This window comes from Shewanella sp. GJ50-10 (genome assembly GCF_055808815.1).
The window spans coordinates 875,284-897,697 of the sequence record NZ_JBVVSS010000001.1 but is presented as its reverse complement, the minus strand read 5'-3'; the positions used below and the strand labels follow the sequence as shown (position 1 = coordinate 897,697).

Annotated in this window: 17 protein-coding genes and 1 pseudogene; 8 read left to right on the top strand and 10 right to left on the bottom strand. The window is 40.0% G+C overall.

The annotated features are described in order from the left end of the window. Positions 1 to 58 precede the first annotated feature (58 nt). Together AC0L4E_RS03620 and AC0L4E_RS03615 are read left to right on the top strand one after the other, a co-directional pair. Positions 59 to 1,756 (top strand): amidohydrolase family protein, encoded by a 1,698-nt coding sequence (locus tag AC0L4E_RS03620; RefSeq protein ID WP_473678053.1) that lies wholly within the window; start codon positions 59 to 61, stop codon positions 1,754 to 1,756. 30 nt (positions 1,757 to 1,786) lie between these two features. Beyond that, positions 1,787 to 2,926 (top strand): dipeptidase, encoded by a 1,140-nt coding sequence (locus tag AC0L4E_RS03615; RefSeq protein WP_473678052.1) that lies wholly within the window; start codon positions 1,787 to 1,789, stop codon positions 2,924 to 2,926. Positions 2,927 to 2,975: 49 nt separating this feature from the next. Here the strand turns inward: AC0L4E_RS03615 and AC0L4E_RS03610 are convergent, their stop codons facing one another. Continuing rightward, positions 2,976 to 3,524 (bottom strand): response regulator transcription factor, encoded by a 549-nt coding sequence (locus AC0L4E_RS03610; RefSeq protein ID WP_473681492.1) that lies wholly within the window; start codon positions 3,522 to 3,524, stop codon positions 2,976 to 2,978. After that, positions 3,517 to 4,800 carry a sensor histidine kinase gene (locus AC0L4E_RS03605; RefSeq protein ID WP_473678051.1) on the bottom strand — a complete coding sequence of 428 codons (1,284 nt, stop codon included), beginning with the start codon at positions 4,798 to 4,800 and terminating at the stop codon, positions 3,517 to 3,519. Before AC0L4E_RS03605 ends, AC0L4E_RS03610 begins: the two co-directional genes overlap by 8 nt. 520 nt (positions 4,801 to 5,320) lie before the next feature. Here AC0L4E_RS03605 and AC0L4E_RS03600 point away from each other — a divergent pair. Next, positions 5,321 to 7,233, top strand: a pseudogene (locus AC0L4E_RS03600) (putative bifunctional diguanylate cyclase/phosphodiesterase). Positions 7,234 to 7,355: 122 nt separating this feature from the next. Here AC0L4E_RS03600 and AC0L4E_RS03595 read toward each other — a convergent pair. Beyond that, positions 7,356 to 8,822 carry a carbon starvation CstA family protein gene (locus AC0L4E_RS03595; protein WP_473678050.1) on the bottom strand — a complete coding sequence of 489 codons (1,467 nt, stop codon included), beginning with the start codon at positions 8,820 to 8,822 and terminating at the stop codon, positions 7,356 to 7,358. A 460-nt stretch (positions 8,823 to 9,282) separates the two neighbouring features. Between AC0L4E_RS03595 and AC0L4E_RS03590 the strand changes: the two genes are divergently transcribed. Then, entirely contained in the window at positions 9,283 to 10,032 is a 750-nt protein-coding gene (locus AC0L4E_RS03590) for a DJ-1/PfpI family protein (RefSeq protein ID WP_473678049.1), read from the top strand. Between the two features lie 112 nt (positions 10,033 to 10,144). Here AC0L4E_RS03590 and AC0L4E_RS03585 read toward each other — a convergent pair whose 3' ends face one another. Next, a complete protein-coding gene (locus AC0L4E_RS03585) occupies positions 10,145 to 11,170 on the bottom strand; it encodes a sodium-dependent bicarbonate transport family permease (protein WP_473678048.1) in 1,026 nt (341 codons plus the stop codon). Beyond that, positions 11,161 to 11,442, bottom strand: a complete 282-nt coding sequence (locus AC0L4E_RS03580; protein WP_473678047.1) for a hypothetical protein — start codon at positions 11,440 to 11,442, stop codon at positions 11,161 to 11,163. The genes AC0L4E_RS03585 and AC0L4E_RS03580 overlap by 10 nt, the downstream gene beginning before the upstream one ends. Before the next feature lie 229 nt (positions 11,443 to 11,671). Here AC0L4E_RS03580 and AC0L4E_RS03575 point away from each other — a divergent pair, with 229 nt between their 5' ends. After that, the gene (locus tag AC0L4E_RS03575) at positions 11,672 to 12,619 is read left to right on the top strand and encodes a LysR family transcriptional regulator (RefSeq protein WP_473678046.1); all 948 of its coding nucleotides are present in this window, start codon (positions 11,672 to 11,674) and stop codon (positions 12,617 to 12,619) included. A 56-nt stretch (positions 12,620 to 12,675) separates the two neighbouring features. Here the strand turns inward: AC0L4E_RS03575 and AC0L4E_RS03570 are convergent, their stop codons facing one another. The 5 genes from AC0L4E_RS03570 to AC0L4E_RS03550 all read right to left on the bottom strand — a co-directional run bounded on the left by AC0L4E_RS03570 (position 12,676) and on the right by AC0L4E_RS03550 (position 17,236). Then, complete coding sequence (locus AC0L4E_RS03570) at positions 12,676 to 13,245, bottom strand: hypothetical protein (protein WP_473678045.1); 570 nt, start codon at positions 13,243 to 13,245, stop codon at positions 12,676 to 12,678. A gap of 202 nt (positions 13,246 to 13,447) precedes the next feature. Continuing rightward, complete coding sequence (locus AC0L4E_RS03565) at positions 13,448 to 14,398, bottom strand: hypothetical protein (RefSeq protein WP_473678044.1); 951 nt, start codon at positions 14,396 to 14,398, stop codon at positions 13,448 to 13,450. A gap of 243 nt (positions 14,399 to 14,641) precedes the next feature. Beyond that, a complete protein-coding gene (locus AC0L4E_RS03560; RefSeq protein WP_473678043.1) occupies positions 14,642 to 16,105 on the bottom strand; it encodes an FUSC family protein in 1,464 nt (487 codons plus the stop codon). Positions 16,106 to 16,124: 19 nt separating this feature from the next. After that, on the bottom strand, positions 16,125 to 16,997 hold the full coding sequence (locus AC0L4E_RS03555; protein WP_473678042.1) for an efflux RND transporter periplasmic adaptor subunit: 873 nt from the start codon (positions 16,995 to 16,997) through the stop codon (positions 16,125 to 16,127). A 35-nt stretch (positions 16,998 to 17,032) separates the two neighbouring features. After that, positions 17,033 to 17,236 carry a DUF1656 domain-containing protein gene (locus AC0L4E_RS03550; RefSeq protein ID WP_473678041.1) on the bottom strand — a complete coding sequence of 68 codons (204 nt, stop codon included), beginning with the start codon at positions 17,234 to 17,236 and terminating at the stop codon, positions 17,033 to 17,035. A 231-nt stretch (positions 17,237 to 17,467) separates the two neighbouring features. Between AC0L4E_RS03550 and AC0L4E_RS03545 the strand changes: the two genes are divergently transcribed. The 3 genes from AC0L4E_RS03545 (at position 17,468) to AC0L4E_RS03535 (ending at position 22,201) form a co-directional block, all read left to right on the top strand. Next, the gene (locus AC0L4E_RS03545; RefSeq protein WP_473678040.1) at positions 17,468 to 18,358 is read left to right on the top strand and encodes a LysR family transcriptional regulator; all 891 of its coding nucleotides are present in this window, start codon (positions 17,468 to 17,470) and stop codon (positions 18,356 to 18,358) included. 439 nt (positions 18,359 to 18,797) lie between these two features. After that, positions 18,798 to 20,501, top strand: a complete 1,704-nt coding sequence (aspT, locus tag AC0L4E_RS03540; RefSeq protein ID WP_473678039.1) for an aspartate-alanine antiporter — start codon at positions 18,798 to 18,800, stop codon at positions 20,499 to 20,501. Positions 20,502 to 20,584: 83 nt separating this feature from the next. Continuing rightward, positions 20,585 to 22,201 carry a bifunctional aspartate transaminase/aspartate 4-decarboxylase gene (locus tag AC0L4E_RS03535; protein WP_473678038.1) on the top strand — a complete coding sequence of 539 codons (1,617 nt, stop codon included), beginning with the start codon at positions 20,585 to 20,587 and terminating at the stop codon, positions 22,199 to 22,201. Positions 22,202 to 22,414 lie beyond the last annotated feature (213 nt).

The window sequence follows — 22,414 nt, the reverse complement described above, 5'->3', positions numbered from 1 at the left end:
CTAAACTTAGGTTATCTTAACGGCAAGTAATAAAATAAATATGTTAAGGAAAACAACAATGCCACACGGATTGCCTTGTTCATTCAATACCAACCCTTTTTTAAGCCCTAGCCCTACAACTTTACTGAATTGCGCCCTGTTTGTGGTGAGTTCATTGTTACTTTCTGACGGAGTAAGCGCTGCAAGTGTCGCGCTCAAAAACGTCAATATTATCGACGTTAACAACCTATCAATTAAACAAAACCAAACAATATTGATTGAAGACAATCGCATCACCAAAATCAGCGGTAAAAAACTACGTTTAAAATCTGAGGTGACAGTTGTCGACTTAACTGACAAGTACATTATTCCGGGGTTTATTGATACTCATGTACACCATGCAACCGTGCCAGATACCAGTGACAGTGATGCTATTACTCGCACGAGACTGCGTCACTTACTTCAAGGTGGAGTGACTTCAATTCGAGATATGGGCGGCGATGTTCGTGTATTAAGTTCACTTAAACGCCGTGCTGAAATCAATATCATTCAATCACCGGATATTTATTATTCAGTCATAATTGGCGGTAGTGAGTTTTTTTCAGACCCTCGAACGATTGAGTCTGCTCTAGGCAGAACCCCTGGTAATGTTGATTGGATGAGAGCAGTAGATGAAAACAGCAACTTTGATGAAGTCATTCTTAAAGCATTGGGTACGGGAGCTACGGGCATAAAGATTTACGCGAAAGTGCCTGCTGACGTCATAGAGAAACTTCAGCAAGCAGCAAAACGTCACGGAATGAAAGTCTGGGCTCATGCTTATGTCGGTCCAGCAAAACCTGAAGAGTTGGTTAATGCTGGCGTTGAAACAATTTCCCATGCCCCAGATTTATCAGCTCATGTGGTGGAAAACTTTTACGAGTTACGCCGTAAAGGCGAACACATCACTGATGAACAACGTCAAGATTCGTTTGAGCTAACAAGATATACCCCACTCATTGAAGCAATGAAAACCAATGGTACCATCCTAGATGCAACCTTAACCGTATTTGAAATGAATCAATCTCAGCGTGGAGAACGTGGTAAGTTAATGAATGATTGGGGAAATACCTTCACTCGCTTAGCTCATGAAAGCGGTATATTAGTGTCAACAGGTACTGACTCAGCGAGTGACTATTACGGTCACAATACGCCATTAGTACAGCATGAAATGCAATTATTAGTAAATCATGCTGGTTTCACTCCCCTTGAGGCTATTCAGTCAGCAACCATCAATGGTGCCAAAGTGATTGGTATTGAAGAAAGCGTTGGTGATATTGCAGTAGGGAAAATCGCCAATTTAGTCGTACTAAATCAAAATCCTTCAGATGATATCACCCTAGCAAAAGATATTGCCCACGTGATTAAAAATGGCCAATTTGTATATCGCGGAAATAACCCAAACCTTCCATTTGTTGATGCGAAAAAAGCAGCTGGAATGTTATATATGTCTGGCCAAATCGGTAACTTTCCTGGTACAAAAATTCTTGCTGGAGATGATATTTCTGCACAAATGACCCAAACAATGAAGAACATTGGTGATGTATTGCAGCAGCATGATTTAACTTACAGCGATATCGTAAAATGTACCCTCATGCTTGATGACATTGATGAATGGCAACAGGCTAATGAAGCCTATACGCCATTTTTTGAAACCCTTCCAACCCGCAGTGCTTATGGCACATCAGGCTTAGCACTCAATGCAAAAGTTGAAGTTGAATGTATTGCCCAGTTATAGGCAATAAACACTTTAGGAAAGGAGCAGAATATGAGTTTCAATCAACAGCGTCGTAAAATACTGACTTTAGCAGGTTATACAGCCTTAGGAGCCACACTTCCTCACGGCCTAATTTCTTCTCTTGCTCAGGCGAGTTCAAAAACAGCGGTTCAACAATGGCCGCCATTTGATAACAGCATTGTAATTGATGGGTTAAGTGCGCTTTTTGATTATGGAGTAGAATCATTCTCTAAAGAAACTTTGGCATTATTTAAACAATCAGGTATTACCGCGTTAAATACTACAGTTCCTTATCCAGGTGATGACCATAATGCCACTATGAATAAAATTTCTCAGGTGAAAAAAGTAATTAGTCAGTATCCTGAAAACTTCAGTTTGATCCTTACTGCCAGTGACATCATTGACACCAAGCAAGCACAAAAAGTAGGAATCATCATAGGATTTCAGTCCTGTGAAATGTTTGGCAATGACCTATCTCAAATAGGTTACTTTGCAGAACAAGGTTGTCGCTATATGCAATTAACTTACAACAAACGCTCTCAATTTGGTGACGGCGGCCTTGAGAAAGAAAACCGAGGTTTAACTCCCCTAGGTATCGAAGCTGTCGGTGAGATTCAACAAAACAATGTGCTTTTGGACTTATCTCATTCAGGTCAAAAAACCGTTGCAGATGCAATTAAAGTGGCGACTAAACCACTCACTATTTCTCATACTGGTTGTAATAGTGTTTATCGCCATCCACGTAACAATGATGATGCGGAGCTCAAAGCTATTGCAGATAAAGGCGGCGTCATTGGCCTATATTTGATGCCATTTTTAGAAGGTGGTGATGGTGAGATTACCGCTGAGTCACTGATGCGTCATATAGATTATGCGATCAATCTATGTGGAGAGGATCATGTCTCTATCGGTAGCGATCAAGGTGTTCTTCCTGTGGATGACGGACCTGAATATCGAGAGATGATCCGAAAAGATGTTGAGCGCAGAATTGCAGCAGGCATATCTGCTCCTGGAGAGTCTGCAAATCGACCTCCATTTATCCCGCAGCTAAACACGATAAGACGCATGGAGCTTATTGCTTACTATATGAAAAAACGCGGTCACTCAGATAGGGTTATCGAAAAAGTACTTGGTACAAACTTACTTAAGTTATACAAGCAAATTTGGTGATAGACGAAAGCAGTCACTTTTTTCAAACAAAAAGCCTCGTAAAGAGGCTTTAACTCGCTCGATTATCCGCTATCGGTTTTTTAAGTAACTTTCGCTGCAGTGTCCGTCGATGCATACCAAGTAGTCGCGCGGTTTCAGATACATTGCCGTTGTTATTGGCTAACACCTGCTGAATATGTTCCCATTCAAGCCTTTTCGGGCTAATAGGTTGCTCGGTAAATTCAGTTTGAGCTTGAGCTTCAACTTCAATTTGTGCATTTAATGCATTCAATAACGTCTGCGTATCAACAGGTTTAGCTAAATAATTATCGGCGCCAAGTCTAATGGCTTCTACAGCCGTGGCAATGCTGGCGTAACCGGTTAACAGCACCAATTTAACCTTGGGCAATAACCCTCTTAATGGCTTAATTAGCGTTAAGCCATTTTCCTCAGCAATTTTCATATCCAACAAAATATGGCTCGGATTAAACTGCCTCGCCATTAACAAACCTTCTCTGGCATCATGACATTGAGCACATTCAAACCCTTGTTTAGTCATACGTCTAGCCAAGGCTGCCGACAAAGCCGTGTCATCTTCAATTATCAGTAATTTATTCATCATGGGTTACCGGTAGAATGACCGAGGCGATCATCCCCCCTTCATGGTGCAAACTTAAGCTCAATTGGCCACCCAAACGCTCAAAGCTTGCATGGCTAAGTAACACGCCAATCCCCATTCCTTTAGGATTGTTGGCGACATTATTGCCTAACTCTGTTAACTGACTTGACTCCATACCACGGCCATAGTCTCTAATTGTAATGCTGACACTGTTAGGTTCAATTACTGACACAAACACACTGACCTTCGACGTTAACGTGTGCTCTAAACTTGCTCTAGCGCCATTTTCAATTAACGCCAATATCGCTGGCAATAAGCTAGTATCTGCCTTAACTCTACTGGCACTAGCCTCGCTTTCAACCTCAACATTAAACTGAGTTTCAGGCATTAACAATTGCACTTGTTCTTGTGTATCTCGCACCAACTTATCAACACTAAGTGAATAAGATTTTTGCTGACGAATAGATTCAGTAGCAAGTCGCAGTTCAGCTAAGGTGGTTTCACAACGAGATAACGCTTGCTGCATTTCTGGCTCAATATCATTAGCAACACCTTCTTCAGCTAATTCATCTACTAATAGCCTTAACGTAGATAATGGTGTGGCCATTTGATGTGCCATTTGGGCAGATACAGTACCTAAAGCTAGCAGCCGCTCTTGACGAAGTTGGGCTTCACGAAGATAACTGAGTTGAGCATTTTTTTGGCGTATTCGCTTGGCAATATAGCCAACGGTAATGGTCAATACTAAAGCTGATATGACGAAGTTAAACCACATGCCTAGATAATGCGAACTCATGTCCATACCATGATGTCGAATTCGGTTCTCAGGCATAGTAAACATCATCAAACTATACATCCCCGTTGATAGCATAGTTAGAATCCAAGGAGCCCAACGTGGCAAAGTGACTGCGCCTATAGCAACAGGCAATAACAGCAATGACACAAAAGCATTGGTCGCACCGCCAGTGTAAAACAACCATGTGGCCCAAAATAAGGTATCTAACACCAAGGTCATTAACAAAATAGACGGACGATTAAGGCACTGAAATCGAAAACGATAACAACAGGTCACATACACAGCTTCAAGGATCAAAACATAACTCAGTTCCACTGGTGGTCGAGTTAAATCAAACAGCTCAGTTCCCCAAAAAATTAACCCTAATTTTAATACCCAGTTAATCAGTCGCAATAATGCCAACTGCTCTTTATTTTTGCCCCTGCTATTACCCCAACTTGTGTCCATCAGCCTGTCTAGGTTTGCTGCTTTTGCAAACATTCTCTTTCACACCTTGATTAAATCTAGCTTCACAATATGAGTTTATTTAACCACAAACCCATACTGAAAAACGCGCTCTGCGCCACTATATTGGTACCAAGACCGCAAATAAAAAACAGTCAATATACTGAATCGGGCGGTATGTAATTTACATACACAGACACCCAATAACGTTGAACTCGCGCCAGCCTCACTTTGGTGTATTTCAATAAGCACACGGCAACTAATATCTTATGCAATAAACAAGTTTAAACTTCTGATTTTATTGTCGATAATCTAATTACTAAACAGCATTTACACTCAATAATACCTGCTCAGCACTCATTTCCACATTAGCTTTACCGCTAGAAATCCTTGCATCTGTAAATAATATAAAACATTCAATTGATTAACTTTTTAACTTAAAACTCTAGCCTATATCATTGTGATATTTGACATTTACTCATATAATCCAAATTACAAAAAAGAAACATAAAACTCACCATCACCCAACAACTAAAACCTTGCATTAAGATCTTTTATGACCAGAATTTCTAAGTTTCTTTTAACCATTTTGAGCTTTTTAATAATGCTTTATGTGTTATTGGTAATAAGCTTTAGCCAAGGTTTAGAAACGATTCATAGTGATAATTTTCACCATAAAATCACTTCCATCGATGTAAGCGACGTGGTGAATGCAAATGCAGGCTGGGAAACTTTGCTGTTTCTAGAAGGTGATATTGTAAAGTCTAAACGTCATTACTTTGCAGTTTTGGAGCGCACGGAACAGCAGTTAAATGTGGTGCGCGTTAAAGATGTGTTTAGCGAGATGATGATGTTCAGCAATATGCCATTATTACTGATGGTGTTATTAGCTTATGCTATTCCGTTTTATATTAAGTCTCGAATAGCCCGTAAAAACAATGCATCGCTAGATTTCATCAGTAATGAAACCGACAAATTGCTGGCTAGTTTTAATATCCAATTACCTCCAAGTGAGCAGCCTAATACCCTGTCGCAGATAAGCATCGCCCTCAATGAACTCAACAAGCACGTCAAAGCCCAGAATATACAAACCCAGTTAAGTATCTATCAAGATAAACTTACAGGTCTTATAGATAGACATGCTTATCTAGAACATCTTGAAAAACAACTACAAAGAGCAGAAGAAACCGGCACGAGGCAAGCATTACTATTCATCGACCTAGACGGTTTCAAACAAGTTAATGATTCATTCGGTCACAGCTTTGGTGATGAAATCCTCATTCAAGTCGCTCATAGACTCCAAACCGTTGTCCGTAATAACGACCTCAGTAGAGTCAGCGAGTCATTTGAGTTAGAACTAAACTTGTCCCGTTTAGGGGGGATGAGTTTTCTATTTTTATTGAAAATATTCCCGATAATTTGCGCGCTGTAGAAGTTTCTAAAAATGTTTTACAAGAAATAGAACGTGATTTTGTAATGGGTAATAAGGTGATAAAAATTGGCGCCAGTATTGGTATCGCCACTTATCCTGATAGCGCATCAAATCCCAATACATTATTACAGATGGCCGATGTTGCTATGTATCGCGCTAAAACCGATGGTCGAGGTATCTTCCGCGTATATTCACCCGAAATGGGCAGCAAAATTCGTCGTTTCCATTACCTTTTAGAAGAAATGCGTCTGGCTATCGCTAGCCAAAGCTTCACATTATCTTTCCAGCCCATCGTCAATGTTGACGATTGCAGTATCGATTATTTTGAATCGTTAGTGCGTTGGAATCACCCTATTGAGGGTGCTATTTCACCTGTTGAATTTATTCCTATAGCAGAAGATTCGAACCTTATTATCGAGCTGGGTAACTGGATTTTATTTGAAGCGTGTCGTCAAATGTCAGCTTGGCATAACGCTGGAATGAATAAGGTTAGAATGTCTGTCAATATCTCAGGTGTGCAATTAAAACATTTGCCGATTTATGATTGGATTATGGACACCTTGACTAAAACAGGCTTACCACCGAATGCCCTACTTCTTGAAATCACTGAGTCCTGCTTATTTCACGCCTCAAAGAAAATCATTGAAGATCTAGAAAATCTACGCAAACAAGGCGTACTTATTGCTATCGATGATTTCGGTACAGGTTTTAGTTCACTATCAACATTAGCTAACTTACCTGTTGATGTTATTAAAATTGATAAGCTATTTATCGACCAGGCAACCATCAATCCTAAATACGAAAAAATATTAAATTCAATTAGTGATTTAGGTAAAACTCTTAACCTTAAAGTCGTCGCTGAAGGTGTCGAAGTCGCTTCTCAATTTGAGCTTGTCAAAAACCTTGGAATCCATTGTGTGCAGGGCTACCTTATTAGCCGCCCAGAGTCGTCCTATGATGTGGGATCAAAGGTGATTAAAAAGAACCTCAATCACATCGCACTGACTGGCACAGGGGTTTGTACACCTTCAAAGTAACCCTTTCAATCTTATTGAATCATGGAAATAGCATCACTAGGTTAAGCTTGTCAGCCTAAACTCTCCCACAAAAAAGGACTGCCTAAGCAGTCCTTTATTCACACTAAGTTAATAGGCAATAATTATTGCGCTACCGCCTTACGTTTATTATGCACAATGATAAGGCCGACTAAACAGACAATGCCGACTGCGATACCAACGGGTTGGCTCATCGACTGTGGCAAGCCTAAACCAATTCCTGCGGTCATGATGTATGACACGGTTACACAAGTACCGATAATTGCCGGTAAACTTACAATCCAATGGAAACTACCACGGTCGAATAAGTACTTAGTCGCTAACCACAATACACTGGTTGAAAGCAGCATGTTTGAGAACGCAAAGTAACGCCAGATAAGAGAGAAATCAATCTTAGTCATGAAGTAAGCGATAATCAAAATTGGAATTGCCACTAGCAAACGGTTACGCATATTTTGTGGAATATTAAACGCATCGATGATGGTTAAGCGCAGTGAACGGAATGCTGTATCACCAGAAGTAATCGGGAAAATAGCTACAGCAATAATCGCCATAATACCACCAGCGACACCTAAGTAAGTACTCGCCACTTGGTTAACGACCAATCCAGGGCCACCGGCATCAAGAATACTCTTAAGCTCAACATAACCACCTGGGAAGGCAGCAATACCCGCTAATGCCCATACACAAGCCACAATACCTTCTGACATCATTGCGCCATAGTACACAGGGCGAACGTATTTTTCGTTAGTTAAACAACGAGCCATAATTGGCGCTTGGGTAGAATGGAACCCACTAATTGCACCACAGGTAATAGTCACAAATAGTAATGGCCAAACTGGCAATCCATCAGGGTTAGGCTCAAGCAAATCATTGTTGTAATGACTGTGGTCGAAATAGGCAAAAATGTCACCGACCTCAGGTAATTGCGGCGCACTGATAAGTAGAGCAACAGCAATTGAAGTCGTCATTACAATCATTAATAAACCAAATAATGGATATAATTTAGTAATGATTTTGTCGATAGGCAGCAAGGTTGCTAAGAAGTAGTAACCTAAAATTAAGACAACCCAGAATACGTTGTTAGCAAAAATAGTGCCTTCAAAATAATCAAGGTTACTTAATAGTCCAGCTGGGCTCATGATGAATACAACACCAACGAAGAACAGTAGCATCGCGGTGAAAATCAGCATCACACCTTTAAAGTAAATATTAAAATAGTGCCCTGCTATTTCAGGCAAGCTTTTACCGTCATTTTTGATACTCAGTACACCAGAGAAGTAATCGTGTACAGCACCACCGATAATATTACCTAGCACAATCCATACTAAGGCGATTGGACCATACAAAGCGCCCAGAATAGGACCAAAGATTGGACCTACACCAGCAACGTTTAGAAATTGAATAAGGTACGCTTTTACAGGATGGACTTCGACATAGTCGACCCCATCTTCAAAACGTTTTTGGGGTGTTTTTACGTTAGGGTCAATGCCCGCTTGGCGTTCTACAAAAGGGCTGTAAAACTTGTAAGCGAGGATCAACAACGTAATACAAATGAAGAAAATAAGCATGTAATTGTGCCATCCATAACTTTATAGGGTATTAGAATAGCATTGAGTGTCAGCCACTACGTACTATTGGTCAAGTGTCTGAGTGTTATACCAAAGTAGGGGTTGCCACCCTATACCCCCTGATGCAGGTAGGATGTTAGCTAAGTGTAAATAATCAAAAGATGCTTTATTTCAGTAAACGTTCAGTTGCTAGCTACAAACACTACTCAGTATTCTTTTATTAGTGATTTTAACAACTTGGTTATTATTCAAGCCATCATTACCGCGTCTATTGTTAAGTAAAAATTCTTTCAAAACAGTCAATTCTGCCCTCCAGATACAAATCTATAATCCTGTTAATGAATACTCAAAAATGAGAGCAAGCTCTAACAACTCAGTATTGATATTACCCTATTCCCACTGCAAGTGAATTATTAGTCATAACAAAGGACTAATACGAAAACTAACTAGGATTTATCCCATGAACCCACGCAGACAATTTCTAAAACTCACAGGCTCTGTTTTCACATCAAGCCTTATGGCGAGCGCTTCATTTCATTCTCTTGCATCAATGAGTGATGAATCTACTCAATCTCTTCAAACGGACGTTAATGAAAAATCAGTTTCTGCAGATAAAACCTATCAAATAGTCGCTTTAGTATTTGATGACTATGAAACATTAGACTTACACGGGCCTATCGAAATGTTGGGACACATGAAGAATGTAGACATCAAACTAATTGCTAATACTCAGATTTGTAAAAGCTATCAAGGCCCACGAGTTGTCGCTGATTTACTCACCAGCAATATCCACCCATGTGATTTACTCATTATCCCAGGTGGAATTGGGACTCGCTCATTAGTGGCAAATAACACCATGACGCACTGGCTCACAAAGCAAATAAGTGCCAGTAAAAAAGTATTCAGCATCTGCACAGGTTCAGCTTTACTCGCTAAAACCGTAAGCCTTAATCACCATAAAGCCACCACTAACAAAATGGCATATCAATGGGTCACGAGCTTAAACCATCAAGTGGACTGGCAACCAAGTGCTCGCTGGGTAGATGATAGAAAATTTTTAACCTCATCTGGAGTTTCAGCAGGAACGGATGCGGCCCTTTTTTGGGTTTCAAAACTTAAAGGGATTAGTGAAGCACAACGAATTGCAAGGTTAGCTGAGTACACTTGGAACCATGATCCTAAAAATGATCCTTTTGCAGTCAGCAGTTAACTCTTCTTTAAGCGTGACTTCAATCAAATAATAAAACTCATTAGGGCGCTTAAATACTTAAAAGCCCTAATTGGATTAAAGCACTTATATTAAGCTCTTAAATTAAACCTATTTAGCCCATAAACCAGAATGCCATCACGGTATAAACAGGGATCCCAAGTATCACATTAAACGGGAAGGTAATCCCTAATGACGCGCTAATCGACAAGCTGTGATTAGCTTGAGGTAACACCACTCTCATAGCAGCCGGCACAGCAATATATGATGCACTAGCACCTAGTACTGCAATCAAAATAACTCCGCCGCTTGAAAGTCCCATCAAAATCCCTAATCCACAACCTAAACTGCCACCGATTAATGGCATGGCCATACTGAACGCCAATATAAAACTACCAGCCCGCTTTATATCACTTAAGCGACTAGCTGCCACCATGCCCATTTCGAGTAAAAAGAGCGCAAGCACACCATTGAACAAATCAAAAAATAGTGGTGCGATGGTATACGTTTTTTCTGCCGCTAAAAAACCAATAATCAGGCTGCCCACCATAAGCACAATGCCTTGATTGAAGAACATTTCATGCAATAACTTCTTACGTTCGGTCCCTAATTTAGAGCTAACGGGTGTTGAATTAATAGCTGTTGAATTAATGGTTTTTGACTTAATAAAGACTGAGCGACTACCTACTGAGTTAACATCTTTAGCTGGGGGCTTAGCCAGCATAATGCCAACCACAATCGCGGGCATTTCTAATAACACCACAAACAACGGAATATAAGCTTCATAAGCAATATTCTTACTTTCTAAATAGGCAACAGCAACAGCATAAGTACCTACACTGACAGAGCCGTAATGCGCTGCGATTGACGCTGCATCATGGCGTTCAAATAAGCCAATGTGATGCAAAATAGGAAAGGCAATAAAGGGCAGTAACAAGCCAAATAGCAGTATATAAATTGACTGGGTTAACAATGCCCAAGAAGCATGTTCAGCAAGTGCTACCCCGCCTTTAAGCCCAATCGCAATCATCAAAAATAGCATCAATGCTTGATATAAACTCTTTGGAAATTCAATTTTAGCCCCAGCGAGAACAGCAACAACACCGAGTAAGAAAAAGCCAATACTGACATCTATCTGCATGAGGTTTCACCTGTACTCTCGTGCTGACAAGCAGTCCTATTAAAACCAGTATTTTCAAAACCTGTGCTATTAAAACCAGAGCTATTAACAGAAGATACGCGGTGGTGAGTTTGTTTTTTCTCAACTCTGTAGGAAAACATAGTCAACAAGGATAGACCACCGCCAATAGCGATTAAGCCTAAACCGGCAGAATCAGCTTTTGCCACCAATATGCCTAAAAACACCATAGAAAAAGCAACGACTAAATTGAAAGCGAGCTGTCTGTAAATCATGGTAATTCCCCTAGCGATAAATGAATCTGTTAAATCGATAGCGGAATTATGGCAAATAGTTTAAATAGATAAAAATTGATATTACCTATAACCGATATAGATTATTATCTATCACTCTACTTACTCAATATCACAAACTGATGTTGGCTTAGTAAATCTTCACCTGATAATTGCTTTAGATGATTGAGTCCTTTCAAGTAAGTGAGAATCTGTAACAAAACGAGAAGCTATGAAATCTAGATTACATGCCCATATTGGCACCATTCGACAACTAGAAATTTTGCTCGCTGTGCACGATAAAGGTGGGATTAATGAAGCTGCAAAAGCCTTATTTCTTTCACAGCCCACGGTCTCAATTCAAATGAAAAAGCTTGCTGAAGCCGTCGGCGACCCCATTTATCGTTTCACTAACCGAAAGTTAGTCTTTACGGAAACAGGTTTAGAAATGGTCAAAACGGCTGTGGAGGTCTTAGACAGTTTTGCTCGTTTAGACATGTCACTGGGTAAAATGCGTCAAGGTCAATCTGGTACATTACGTATTGCTGTGGTAACCACATCCAAATACTTTATTCCCCATTTGCTAGGCCCTTTTTGCGAGCAATACCCAGACATTGATATCCAGCTCAATGTCGGCAACCGCGAGCAAACCATTGAACGCTTAAAACAAGGTATTGATGACTTTTATGTGTTTAGTCATCCTCCCGTTGATAGTGATTCTGACAGTATTGAGCTGTTACAAAACCCATTAGTAGCCATTGCCCATCAAGCGCACCCGCTTGCTCAGCAAAAACAAGTCAGCCTTAAACAGCTTTGCCAAGCGCCATTTTTGATAAGAGAAAAAGGCTCAGGAACCCGCCATGCGATTGAGGCTTTCTTTAAAGAGCATGACCTAAATCCTAACGTTAAAATGACCATCGAAAGTAATGAAGCCATTAAACATTGTGTGATGGCCAAGTTAGGCATATCGATTCTGTCGGCTCACACACTGACTTATGGTGGGCAAAATGACTTAATCCGTCTGCCGATTAAAGAGCTTCCGATAAATGCAAAATGGTTTTTTGTTTGGTCTAAATCAAAACGGCAAACCGTTATTGCACAACAATTTTTAGAGCATATTCAGAGTAATGGTAGGCAGTTATTGGAGCAAGAGTTACAACGTAATGGCATAGAGTCATAACTCTTTTTTCACTATTGGCCTAGCTCACTTTCTCACTACAGGCTTAAGCCAAAAGATTAGTTAACGCTGTAACCTTTACCTTCAAGGCAAGCTGCGCGAGCTTGATAATAATTTTGTTCACCTTCAACATTTGCAGCTTGAACTTGAGCTTGTTGTTGCGCAGCTTGTTGTTCAGCCGCCTGTTGCTGTTCCGCTTGCTGCATATTACTGCGACGACTTTGACGCCTAGCAGCAACTGCGCCAATGGCCGCACCGTTTTGCGCCGCGTCGCTTCTGTCATCATCGCCAAATTCAGCAATCATAGCTCCTGCTGCTGCACCAGCTATTGCACCACGCATACCAGAACCTCTTTCAGCCGAATCATTGCTATCTGGTGTTGCTTGGGTTTGCGGAGGCACTACTACCGTTTGCGGCTGACTAGGGTTATAACCCGTTTGAGATATCGCCCAACTGTTGCAACTCGCTTCATCAGTAGCTTGTTGTTCACTGGTTTGATTTTGCTGTGGAAATACATACTGGCCAGCTTCAGCACCGTTGGCTGCAGAAAAATTAATTACTGTAGCAAGAGCAAAGGTCGACAATATTCCAGTAAATTGAGTTAGCGACTTATTGGTAAATGTAAGCATGTTATTTCCTTTTCAGCGACGTATTTGATGAACAAATAATCACCTATTAACAACTACAGTAGTTACCATTTAGCGCCAAATAAATATTTGACTGCTTTAATCTTCATTGAAGGTTTGAAGTTAGAGCCCAAGAAGAAAATGCAGGCATAAAAAAACGAGCCAAAAGCTCGTTTCATCTTAATGCTACCAGTGTAAAAAAACGCTAACAAAAAACCAGCGCCGAACCTGCTGCAGCATTTCGTAAGGCCAGAACTCCTTTTCCGTGTGCTAGACAACATACATAATCAAGTCGTTTACAAACACTTTCTTGAAGTCTATTTTTGATTTTATCAAGTTCGATGCTTTGTTGTTTATATCGATAAAACTTGTGTAAATAAATGATAGCTAACCGCTTCGTTGAGATTTTACCAACATGTTTTTCATCAAGAGAGCGAAAAAAATAGGATAAAGAGCGTCTTGATCTAGCTTGTTTATAGAAACGCTCTGAGTCAATCTCACCACTTCTGAATTCCAAGATAGTCTCTTTCAACGAGCCAATATCAAGTAATGCTCTAGCTATACGATGACCAACACCAGGAATTCGATAACTAGCAACACAGTTTACAAATCGTTGTTTATGTTTAGTATCAGGAACATATAAGGGGTCATAAATGATGGTCAATGGAGTTTTGCACTCACTTGCATCAATATGAGACATGTCTCTTTGCTGTGACTTGAAATGCTCTATTAGTTTAGGATCCCACGGTGCTGATGGCTGCCAATAAGTACTCACAGGCATCAAAAGTAAGGCTTTATCTAACCTTAAATTGTCGGCATGAAAAGCGGTCGCATAGCCGCCCAAACTAGACCCATATCCAATTCTTTTTGGAAACCGAATAAGATCGCAAGCTAACCCTTTAACAAAAACAGCAAATAAAGTGGAATCAAAATAATTCTTTGTACTTCCAATATGATTAAAGGAAATAACATTCATTTTCTTTTTGGTGAAAAACTGAAAACTCCAAGCCTGCTTTTTTGCATCAACTTGCTCTTGCGACATTACTTGGCAACTAGGGGGAAAAGTCACCATCAAAGGCTCATTCACATCAAAGATATGGTACTGAACTAATACATTATCTACTTGCAGACGGACAGCTTGATTGATGAGTAACAAATGCTCTCTCCTAACACATAAAACATGTCAAATCTGACACAAAAAAAGCCAGACAACATAAGCGAGGGAGAAATTGTTACATCAAAAATTTAGCCTTTAAAGCACAACCTTAGTTTTAGTAAATAGCCATCACTCCATGTATAGACGGCTGTTGCACATGTTAAACCGCTTACTTCCCAAACAACAAACAGAGCAAAAAAAGAACAACAAAACAATTAAAAAATTACATATTTAGTTCATTTTTCAAACGGCCTTAACCTGCTCTGGTTTACATAAAACGATAAAAAATCGAACAACACCCATTGCAAGATAAACCTCAATCAATAAGTTCAATGACACTTCGATATTATAACTCGGGGTTAAATAAAGTGCTGTCATCGTCAACACGACCAATAAGTTTCCGCCTACGACTTTTTGAATCGCTAACTTAGGGGTTGAACATACCCGCCAAATGGCAAACAGATTAATAAAGTAAAACAATGCCAGTTGCCAAACCTCAGTCATCTTCGGCATGATAAAAATATATTCCGCTAAGATTATCGCGCCAAATACTGTTATGCCCACCAGAGCATGATTCACCATTTCTCTTGGCATAGTAATGATATTAATCGCTAAAATTGATGCCAATAACGGGAACATAAACCCATTTGGTAAAGGAATAAATATCCACAAGGCCATACATGAGCCGATAGTTAACATGACGGTTAACGCATCATTAGCTTTAGCTTTTACTGGTATTTTGGGGCTAAACACTGCCAGCGTTTCAGACCAAGTGGTTTTCACTTTAGCAAGCGCTTTAACAGTATTTTGTTTCTGATGATGCTTATGAAACGAGATACCATCAGGTGAACTTAACACTTGCTTTAGCTGTAAAGCACTTTGCTCGGTCTGCAATATTTTCTCAAAAATCATTCCATTTAAAGGAAGCTCACTTTGCTGCGCAGTTTCAATTTCTGCGACAATACCTTTTAAGGTTTCAACGGTTTCAAGACACAAAGCTGTTGCTGTTTTCCAACCCGATAATTGGTTACGTAGTTGATAACTTCCCGCTAAAGGCAGTTGTAGAATGGCTTGCATTTTACCTATATCAGCCCATGTGCCATCCAATTGTTGCTTTAGTTTATTAAGTTGTTTTTCAGACAACGAATTAGCTTCAAATTGATTTTGATTGAGCTCTGTCACCACTTGCAGCAAAGTCGATGAGACTCGCTTAATGAGTACAAAGAAGTGGGCTTCAGTATTCACAGGCCATAGCAGGCGAAATACCAAGGAAAACACCACTACACCTAAAACCGTTTCTTGTATTCTAATGATGATGATTTCAAAAGAAGTCACATCATTAAAGTAACCAATACAACTAATAAGAGCGCAAACAACAAACCCTATTCTGAACATGTAACCATATTGGGCATCAAACGATAAATAGGTACTTATACCTGCATAAAGAATAAAAAAACCAATAAACAATGCCGAATCTTGAGCAAATAAACCGACTAATAATAAGGCAACACAAGCTCCCATAAAGGTACCTAGCAATCTATATCTCGCCAGTTTTATAGAATGCCCATAGGTTTCGTTCGCAGCTAAAGCAACCACCGTCACTGCTGCCCAGTAGGGTTTGGCCCAACTAAATAACAAAGCCAATACTAAGGCAAGGCTGAGGGCGAGAGAGACTTTAATGGCTTCTTTGGTTGCATCGCTTAACATTGGCTACACCTAATAGTATTTATGAGTTGCTAGACTTAAATATTTTCACAGAAGCGGTGGTGCCAACACGTAACTGAACACCATCAGGCACATGATTGATTATCACTTTGACCGGAATGCGCTGAGCAAGTCTGATCCATTCAAAATTTGGGTTTACATTAGGCAAAAGCGTGTTACCAGTGCTGCCATCCGACTTAGCAATACCGTAACCAATACTGTCAACTTCAGCTTCGATGACATCGTTTGGGTTCATCATTAAGGTAATGCTCGCTTTATCACCTGCATGCACATCTTGTAAGTCAGTTTCTTTAAAGAAACCTTCAATCCAAAAGCTATTTTCATCAATTAAGGCCACAACAGGATTATTAGCAACGACTTGCGCGCCCACCCTCAAATTCAAATTAGTGATAAAGCCATCAGTAGGTGCAACCACTGTAGTGAACGCCACATTAAGTTGTGCTTGTTCAACCACCGCCTTTACTGCGGCTAAATTTGCCTCTGCTGTCTGCACAGCATTTTGAAAGTTATTTAAATCTAAAACTGACACACTGCCTTGTTTACGACGCTCCAAAGCTTGTGCACGGGTATTTTCATTAATTGCTTTATCAAGTAATGCTTTAGCTTGAAGTTCCTGAGCATTGGCGTTTTTGAGATCGGCTTGATATAAACTTGGCTCAATTTCAAATAACACATCCCCTTGCTTTACTTGACTATTATCATCAATGTAAACCTTAGTGACAGGCCCTGTGACTCGAGGCGTAATTTGAACAATATGTGCTCGAACTTGCCCGTCACGAGTCCATGGGTTTTCTGCGTAGTACTGATATTGTGTATAAATGCCGACGCTGGCGATGGCAACAATGATAAATGTGGTTATATATCGAATCATCATCTGCTCTCCTGTATTAAGCCGTTAAAAGAAATCTACTATGTAATGACAATGAATTGGCTCAGAACCAAAGTAAAAATGACAATCATACTGAGCTCAACGATTGCTGGCGCAACAACTGCGCGGTGCCAACCAAAACGGTTAGCCACAAACATCACCACAACTGTGAGGAGATAAGCACATACAATCACCACCATTAATGGGGGGAAGTACACTTCTCCAAACGCAATTTCATGAGGCATAACACTTCCAAGGGGTTATTTAAGATGCGATGATTTTAAATCTACAAAAGACAAGTTAATAATCGTTTATGAAGGATCAAACCATCACAAATGACATAATTGATATAAACTATGTCGATAAGACTATTTGATAAGCAAAATGAATGAGTTAATAGCTAGCTAATTTGAGTCAAAAGATTAGATGACATCAATGCATTTGATAAATATTAACCACACCAATGGAGATGAGTAATGAACTTTAGTTTAGAGCAACTGCGGGCATTTGTTGCTGTGTATGAGCAACGCTCTTTTAGTAAGGCTGCCGTTAAGCTAGATAAACATCGAACCACCATTGGACAAGTCATTACTAATCTTGAAGATCAACTTGCAGTAGAGTTATTTGAGCGAGTAGGAAGAAGTGTCGTACCTACTGATGATGCAGTGTTACTTTATAATTATGCTAAGCAAACCGTTCAACAAGCCATGACATTCGATAAAGTTGCTTTAAGCCTTTCTTATGGTGAATTAGAATCAATTACCATTGCTTACTGTAGCTTTATTCCGCCATGGGTAATTGCTGATATTCGCCTCGATTTGCATACTCAATACCCCAATATGAAAGTCAACTTTATCATCAGAACTAAGCCTGAGATAAAAAAAGGGATTGTAGATGGATCAATCCATTTCGCCTTCGTTAATATTTACCGCAGTGACGTCATTAATAGTATTGAATCAACCTACCTCAAAAACTTACCGTTCGGTTTATTTGCAGGTAATAACAATCCACTTGTCGCGATGGACTCAAGCGAAACCTTTCATGGGATGAAAAACTCAAGGCAACTGATATTAAAATCACTCATTGATGATGAAATGGGTGAAAAAGTGATTTTTTCAGCAGAATATGAAGTTATAGATCAATTAGCTCTCGTGGTTAAGTTTTTAGAAAGAAACATTGGTTGGTCTCTTTTACCTAAAAATATTATCCATAACGACTTTGTCAGCGAGCACCTAAGTACATTCGAATGCGATCAATTTCAAGAAACAATACAAGTCCCCCTATCACTTTGGAATCTTCATTCAAAACAAATCTCGCCCATTAGAAAAGTCATTATCGACGCTTTTAATCAATCAGTGACAGATTAACGCTTACACATTTTTATTAACTGATAGGGTTAAAAACGTATGAAAATGCCAAAAGTGCCACAGTGCTTTTGGCTTTTTTTTGGACGCTTTTCAGCCTCAAAAATATACAAATTAAAATAAACTTAAAAATATTATCCATATTGCTGCTAATTACATCAAAAAATTTCTTTACCCTATAACCGCATAATTTCAACACCTTGCCTGTTTAATTGTCGATAAATCCACCAATCACAATATCAATTGAAGGGTTAGATCCTTCAAATGAGATTCATGTTGTTTATTTCTATCCCTCTAACATTGCCTCCGAAGCCGATAAAGAACACTCAAATATTGCTTGTTGAGCAAACCGCTTTCTTTGTCTCCTTCAACACAAACTAACTGAACGATGACATTAAAAAGTGACCACGCTTTTTAAACTTACCCTCAAGGCAGCAAGATTATGAGCATTATCGAAAATCTATTTGCAATTTCACCCTATATTGCGCTGTTTATTACACTGGCATTAGGTTACCTCATTGGCAAAATCACCATAGGACGTTTTGTTCTAGGTGGAGTTGCAGGAACCTTAATCATGGGTGTTTTAATCGGCCAATTTGGGGTTCAAATTGACCCTGGTGTTAAAACCATCTTCTTCGCGTTATTCATTTACGCAGTAGGTTATCAAGGCGGGCCGCAGTTCTTTAGCGCGCTTAACCGCAGAACCATCAACATTTTATTATCAGCTGTCGTGATGACGGTAACAGGCTTACTTTGTGTGCTTGCAGCTGCAATGATGTTCGATCTTGATAGCGGTACAGCAGCAGGTCTTGCAGCTGGCGGACTCACGCAATCAGCCATTATTGGTACTGCTGGTGATGCAATCTCACAGCTAGGCAATGTGACTGAAGAAGCCAAGCAAATGATGCAAACTAACGTCGCAGTTGGCTATGCAGTAACTTATATTTTCGGCTCTTTAGGCCCTATTCTAATGGTCTCTTGGTTAATCCCGACCTTCATGAAGTGGGATATTCGTGAAGAAGCGATCAAACTTGCTGAAAAACTATCAAGCGGTAAGCCAGAGCTGGCACCAGGTCAATTTAATGCCCTAACTGACCTCGTATCTCGTGCTTATAAAGTTGACAGCAACAGCCGATTAATAGGTAAAAACACCCAAGAGGTGAACGCCGAACTACTTGATATCGCTATTGAAATGATTGAACGAGATGGCCAAGCCATTGAAGCAGACAAATCAGTGTCTATTTGCGCCGATGACGTGATTATTATCACCGGTCGCCGTGAAGCGATTACCCAACTTGTTGGCGTCAATTCACAAGAAGTTAGCCTGCCAACAGGCACCACATTAATTGAAGAAAACCGTCAGCTTATTGCTAAAGACGCCAAGCTTATCGGTAAAACTTTAGCTCAGCTTAAAGCTACAGCTAATTCTGACGTTATTCGTGGCGTGTATATCACTGATGTGGTTCGTGGCGGTACATCTTTAGTCATCACTCCAGATTTAACTATCAACAAAGATGACATTATCCAGCTTACTGGTAGTGCTAAAGACATTAACCGTGTTGAGAAAAACATCGGCAAGCGTCTCGGTTCAGCCTTTGCTACTGACTATGTGTTATTTGGCCTAGGCATGGTTGTAGGTCTATTAATTGGCCTTATCAGTTTCGAAATCGCTGGCATTCCAGTGACTATCGGCTCAGGTGCAGGCTGTTTGATTTCAGGCTTATTTGTAGGCTGGTTACGCAGCCGTAAACCACAAATGGCTTCATTACCACTTGGTGCGTCTAACTTTTTACGTGACTTCGGTTTAGCAGTATTTGTTGGCATCGTGGGTCTTCAAGCTGGTCCACAAGCTATCGACACCATTAAAGAACACGGATTAACCCTACTGTTTTTAGGTATGGCAGTAACGATTATTCCACAAATTATTTCATTCTTTATTTCTTACTACGTACTGAAGATTAAAAACCCAATTGAAGCATTAGCTTGTGTCAGTGGTGGGCGTAGCGCAAACCCTGCATTTGCAGCCCTACTTGAAAAAGCAGGCAATGCAACACCGGTTTTTGCTTTCACAGTCACTTACGCCATTGCCAATGTGTTGCTCACCCTATGGGGTCCAATCATAGTCGGCATAATCTCAACTCAATAGAACTCAATTTTTATAGGCGACCTAAACAACCCTGTTGTCGCCTAACAAATTCAACTTTATAAACATTGATAAAGGTAAATATTATGAATAACCAAGATACTAAAGCACCAGAAGCTATCGATTTCACTAAATTCGCTGACCTTAGCCCATTTGAATTAAAAGACAAATTAATCGAAGTGGCACAAACAGTACCTGATCGCACTCTATTAGATGCAGGCCGCGGTAACCCAAACTTTTTAGCCACACTGCCACGTAAAGCATTCTTACGTTTAGGTGACTTTGCTCTAGAAGAATCAGAAAGAAGTTACTCATACCTTAATGAAGGTTTTGGCGGTATTCCTGATGGTGTAGGTGTGGTTGAGCGTTTCGACACCTTCGCTAAAGAAAACCTTAACCGTGAAGGCGTGCAGTTTTTACAAAAAGCTATTAGCTATGCAAAAGATCGTTTAGGCATTGAAAAACAAGCTTTCTTAAATGAATTTGTGAATGCATTTTTAGCCTGTAACTACCCTGTACCTTCTCGCATGCTAACCAACATTGAGAAAGTGGTTAAGCAGTACATCGGTGAAGAAATGTATGGCGATATGCCAATGTCATCTAACTTCGACTTGTTTGCTACCGAAGGCGGCACAGCGTCAATGACTTACACCTTCGCAACAATGGCCAACAATGGACTACTTAAAAAAGGCGATAAAGTGGCGCTTATTACGCCTATCTTTACTCCTTATTTAGAAATCCCAGAGCTTGCAGAATACGATCTAGAAATTGTTGAAATTCGCTTGGATGAAACCACATGGCAGTTACCACAGTCAGAAATTGAAAAGTTAGCTGACCCAGAAATTAAGCTTTTATGTGTAGTAAACCCAGCAAACCCTGCATCAGTTAAGTTCTCAGAAGATACCTTGACTCGCTTAACTGACTTTGTGAACACACAACGCAGCGATTTATTTATCATTACCGATGACGTATACAGCACGTTTGCCGATAACTTTGTTTCATTATTTGCCAAACTGCCATACAACACCTTATGTGTGTACTCATTCTCAAAATACTTCGGTGCAACCGGCTGGCGTTTAGGCACCATCGGTATTCATCACGAAAACGTGTTTGATGATGCGATGCGTGCTCTACCTGAAGCGCACCAGTTGCAGCTAGATAACCGTTATAAAACCTTGACGCCTGATCCACGTAGCATCAAGTTTATCGACCGTATCGTTGCAGACAGCAGAGCCGTTGCACTTAACCACACAGCGGGCTTAGCATTGCCACAACAAGTGCAAATGGCACTGTTTTCTTTGAACTGTTTAATGGATCTTGAAGATAACTACAAAGCAGCCTGTAAGCGTATTATTCGTGAACGTTACATCACTTTGTATAAAAACATGGGTGTGGAAGTTGAAGAGAACATTGACCGAGTTGATTACTACACCTTACTTGAGCTTGATACTTTAGGCGGCAAACTTTACGGTGATGCTTTTGTTGAATGGTTTAAAGACAGTGGTAAAGGTAAGGACTTCTTGTTCCGTCTTGCTCACAAAACAGGGGTGATTTTATTACCAGGTAAAGGCTTTGATGTAGTGCATCCATCAGTGCGCGTCTCTTTAGCTAACTTAACTCATTATGAATACGAGTTAATTGGCCGCGAAACTCGCGCAGTATTAGATGACTATTTTGCTGAATTCCAAGCAACACAAGCTTAGTTAAATATTGGCTTAGCAGTAAAATTTGATAGAAAACGCCAATCATTAGATTGGCGTTTTATTAAGTCAATTCTTGCATCCTTATAGTTAAAACCAATTATAACTATTCAAGATCACAACTATTATTAGCATTATTGAAATATTATGGTTAAGCGATTATAAGCTAAAGATTAATTAGCACGTTAATTACTATTACGATTTTTATAATGCATC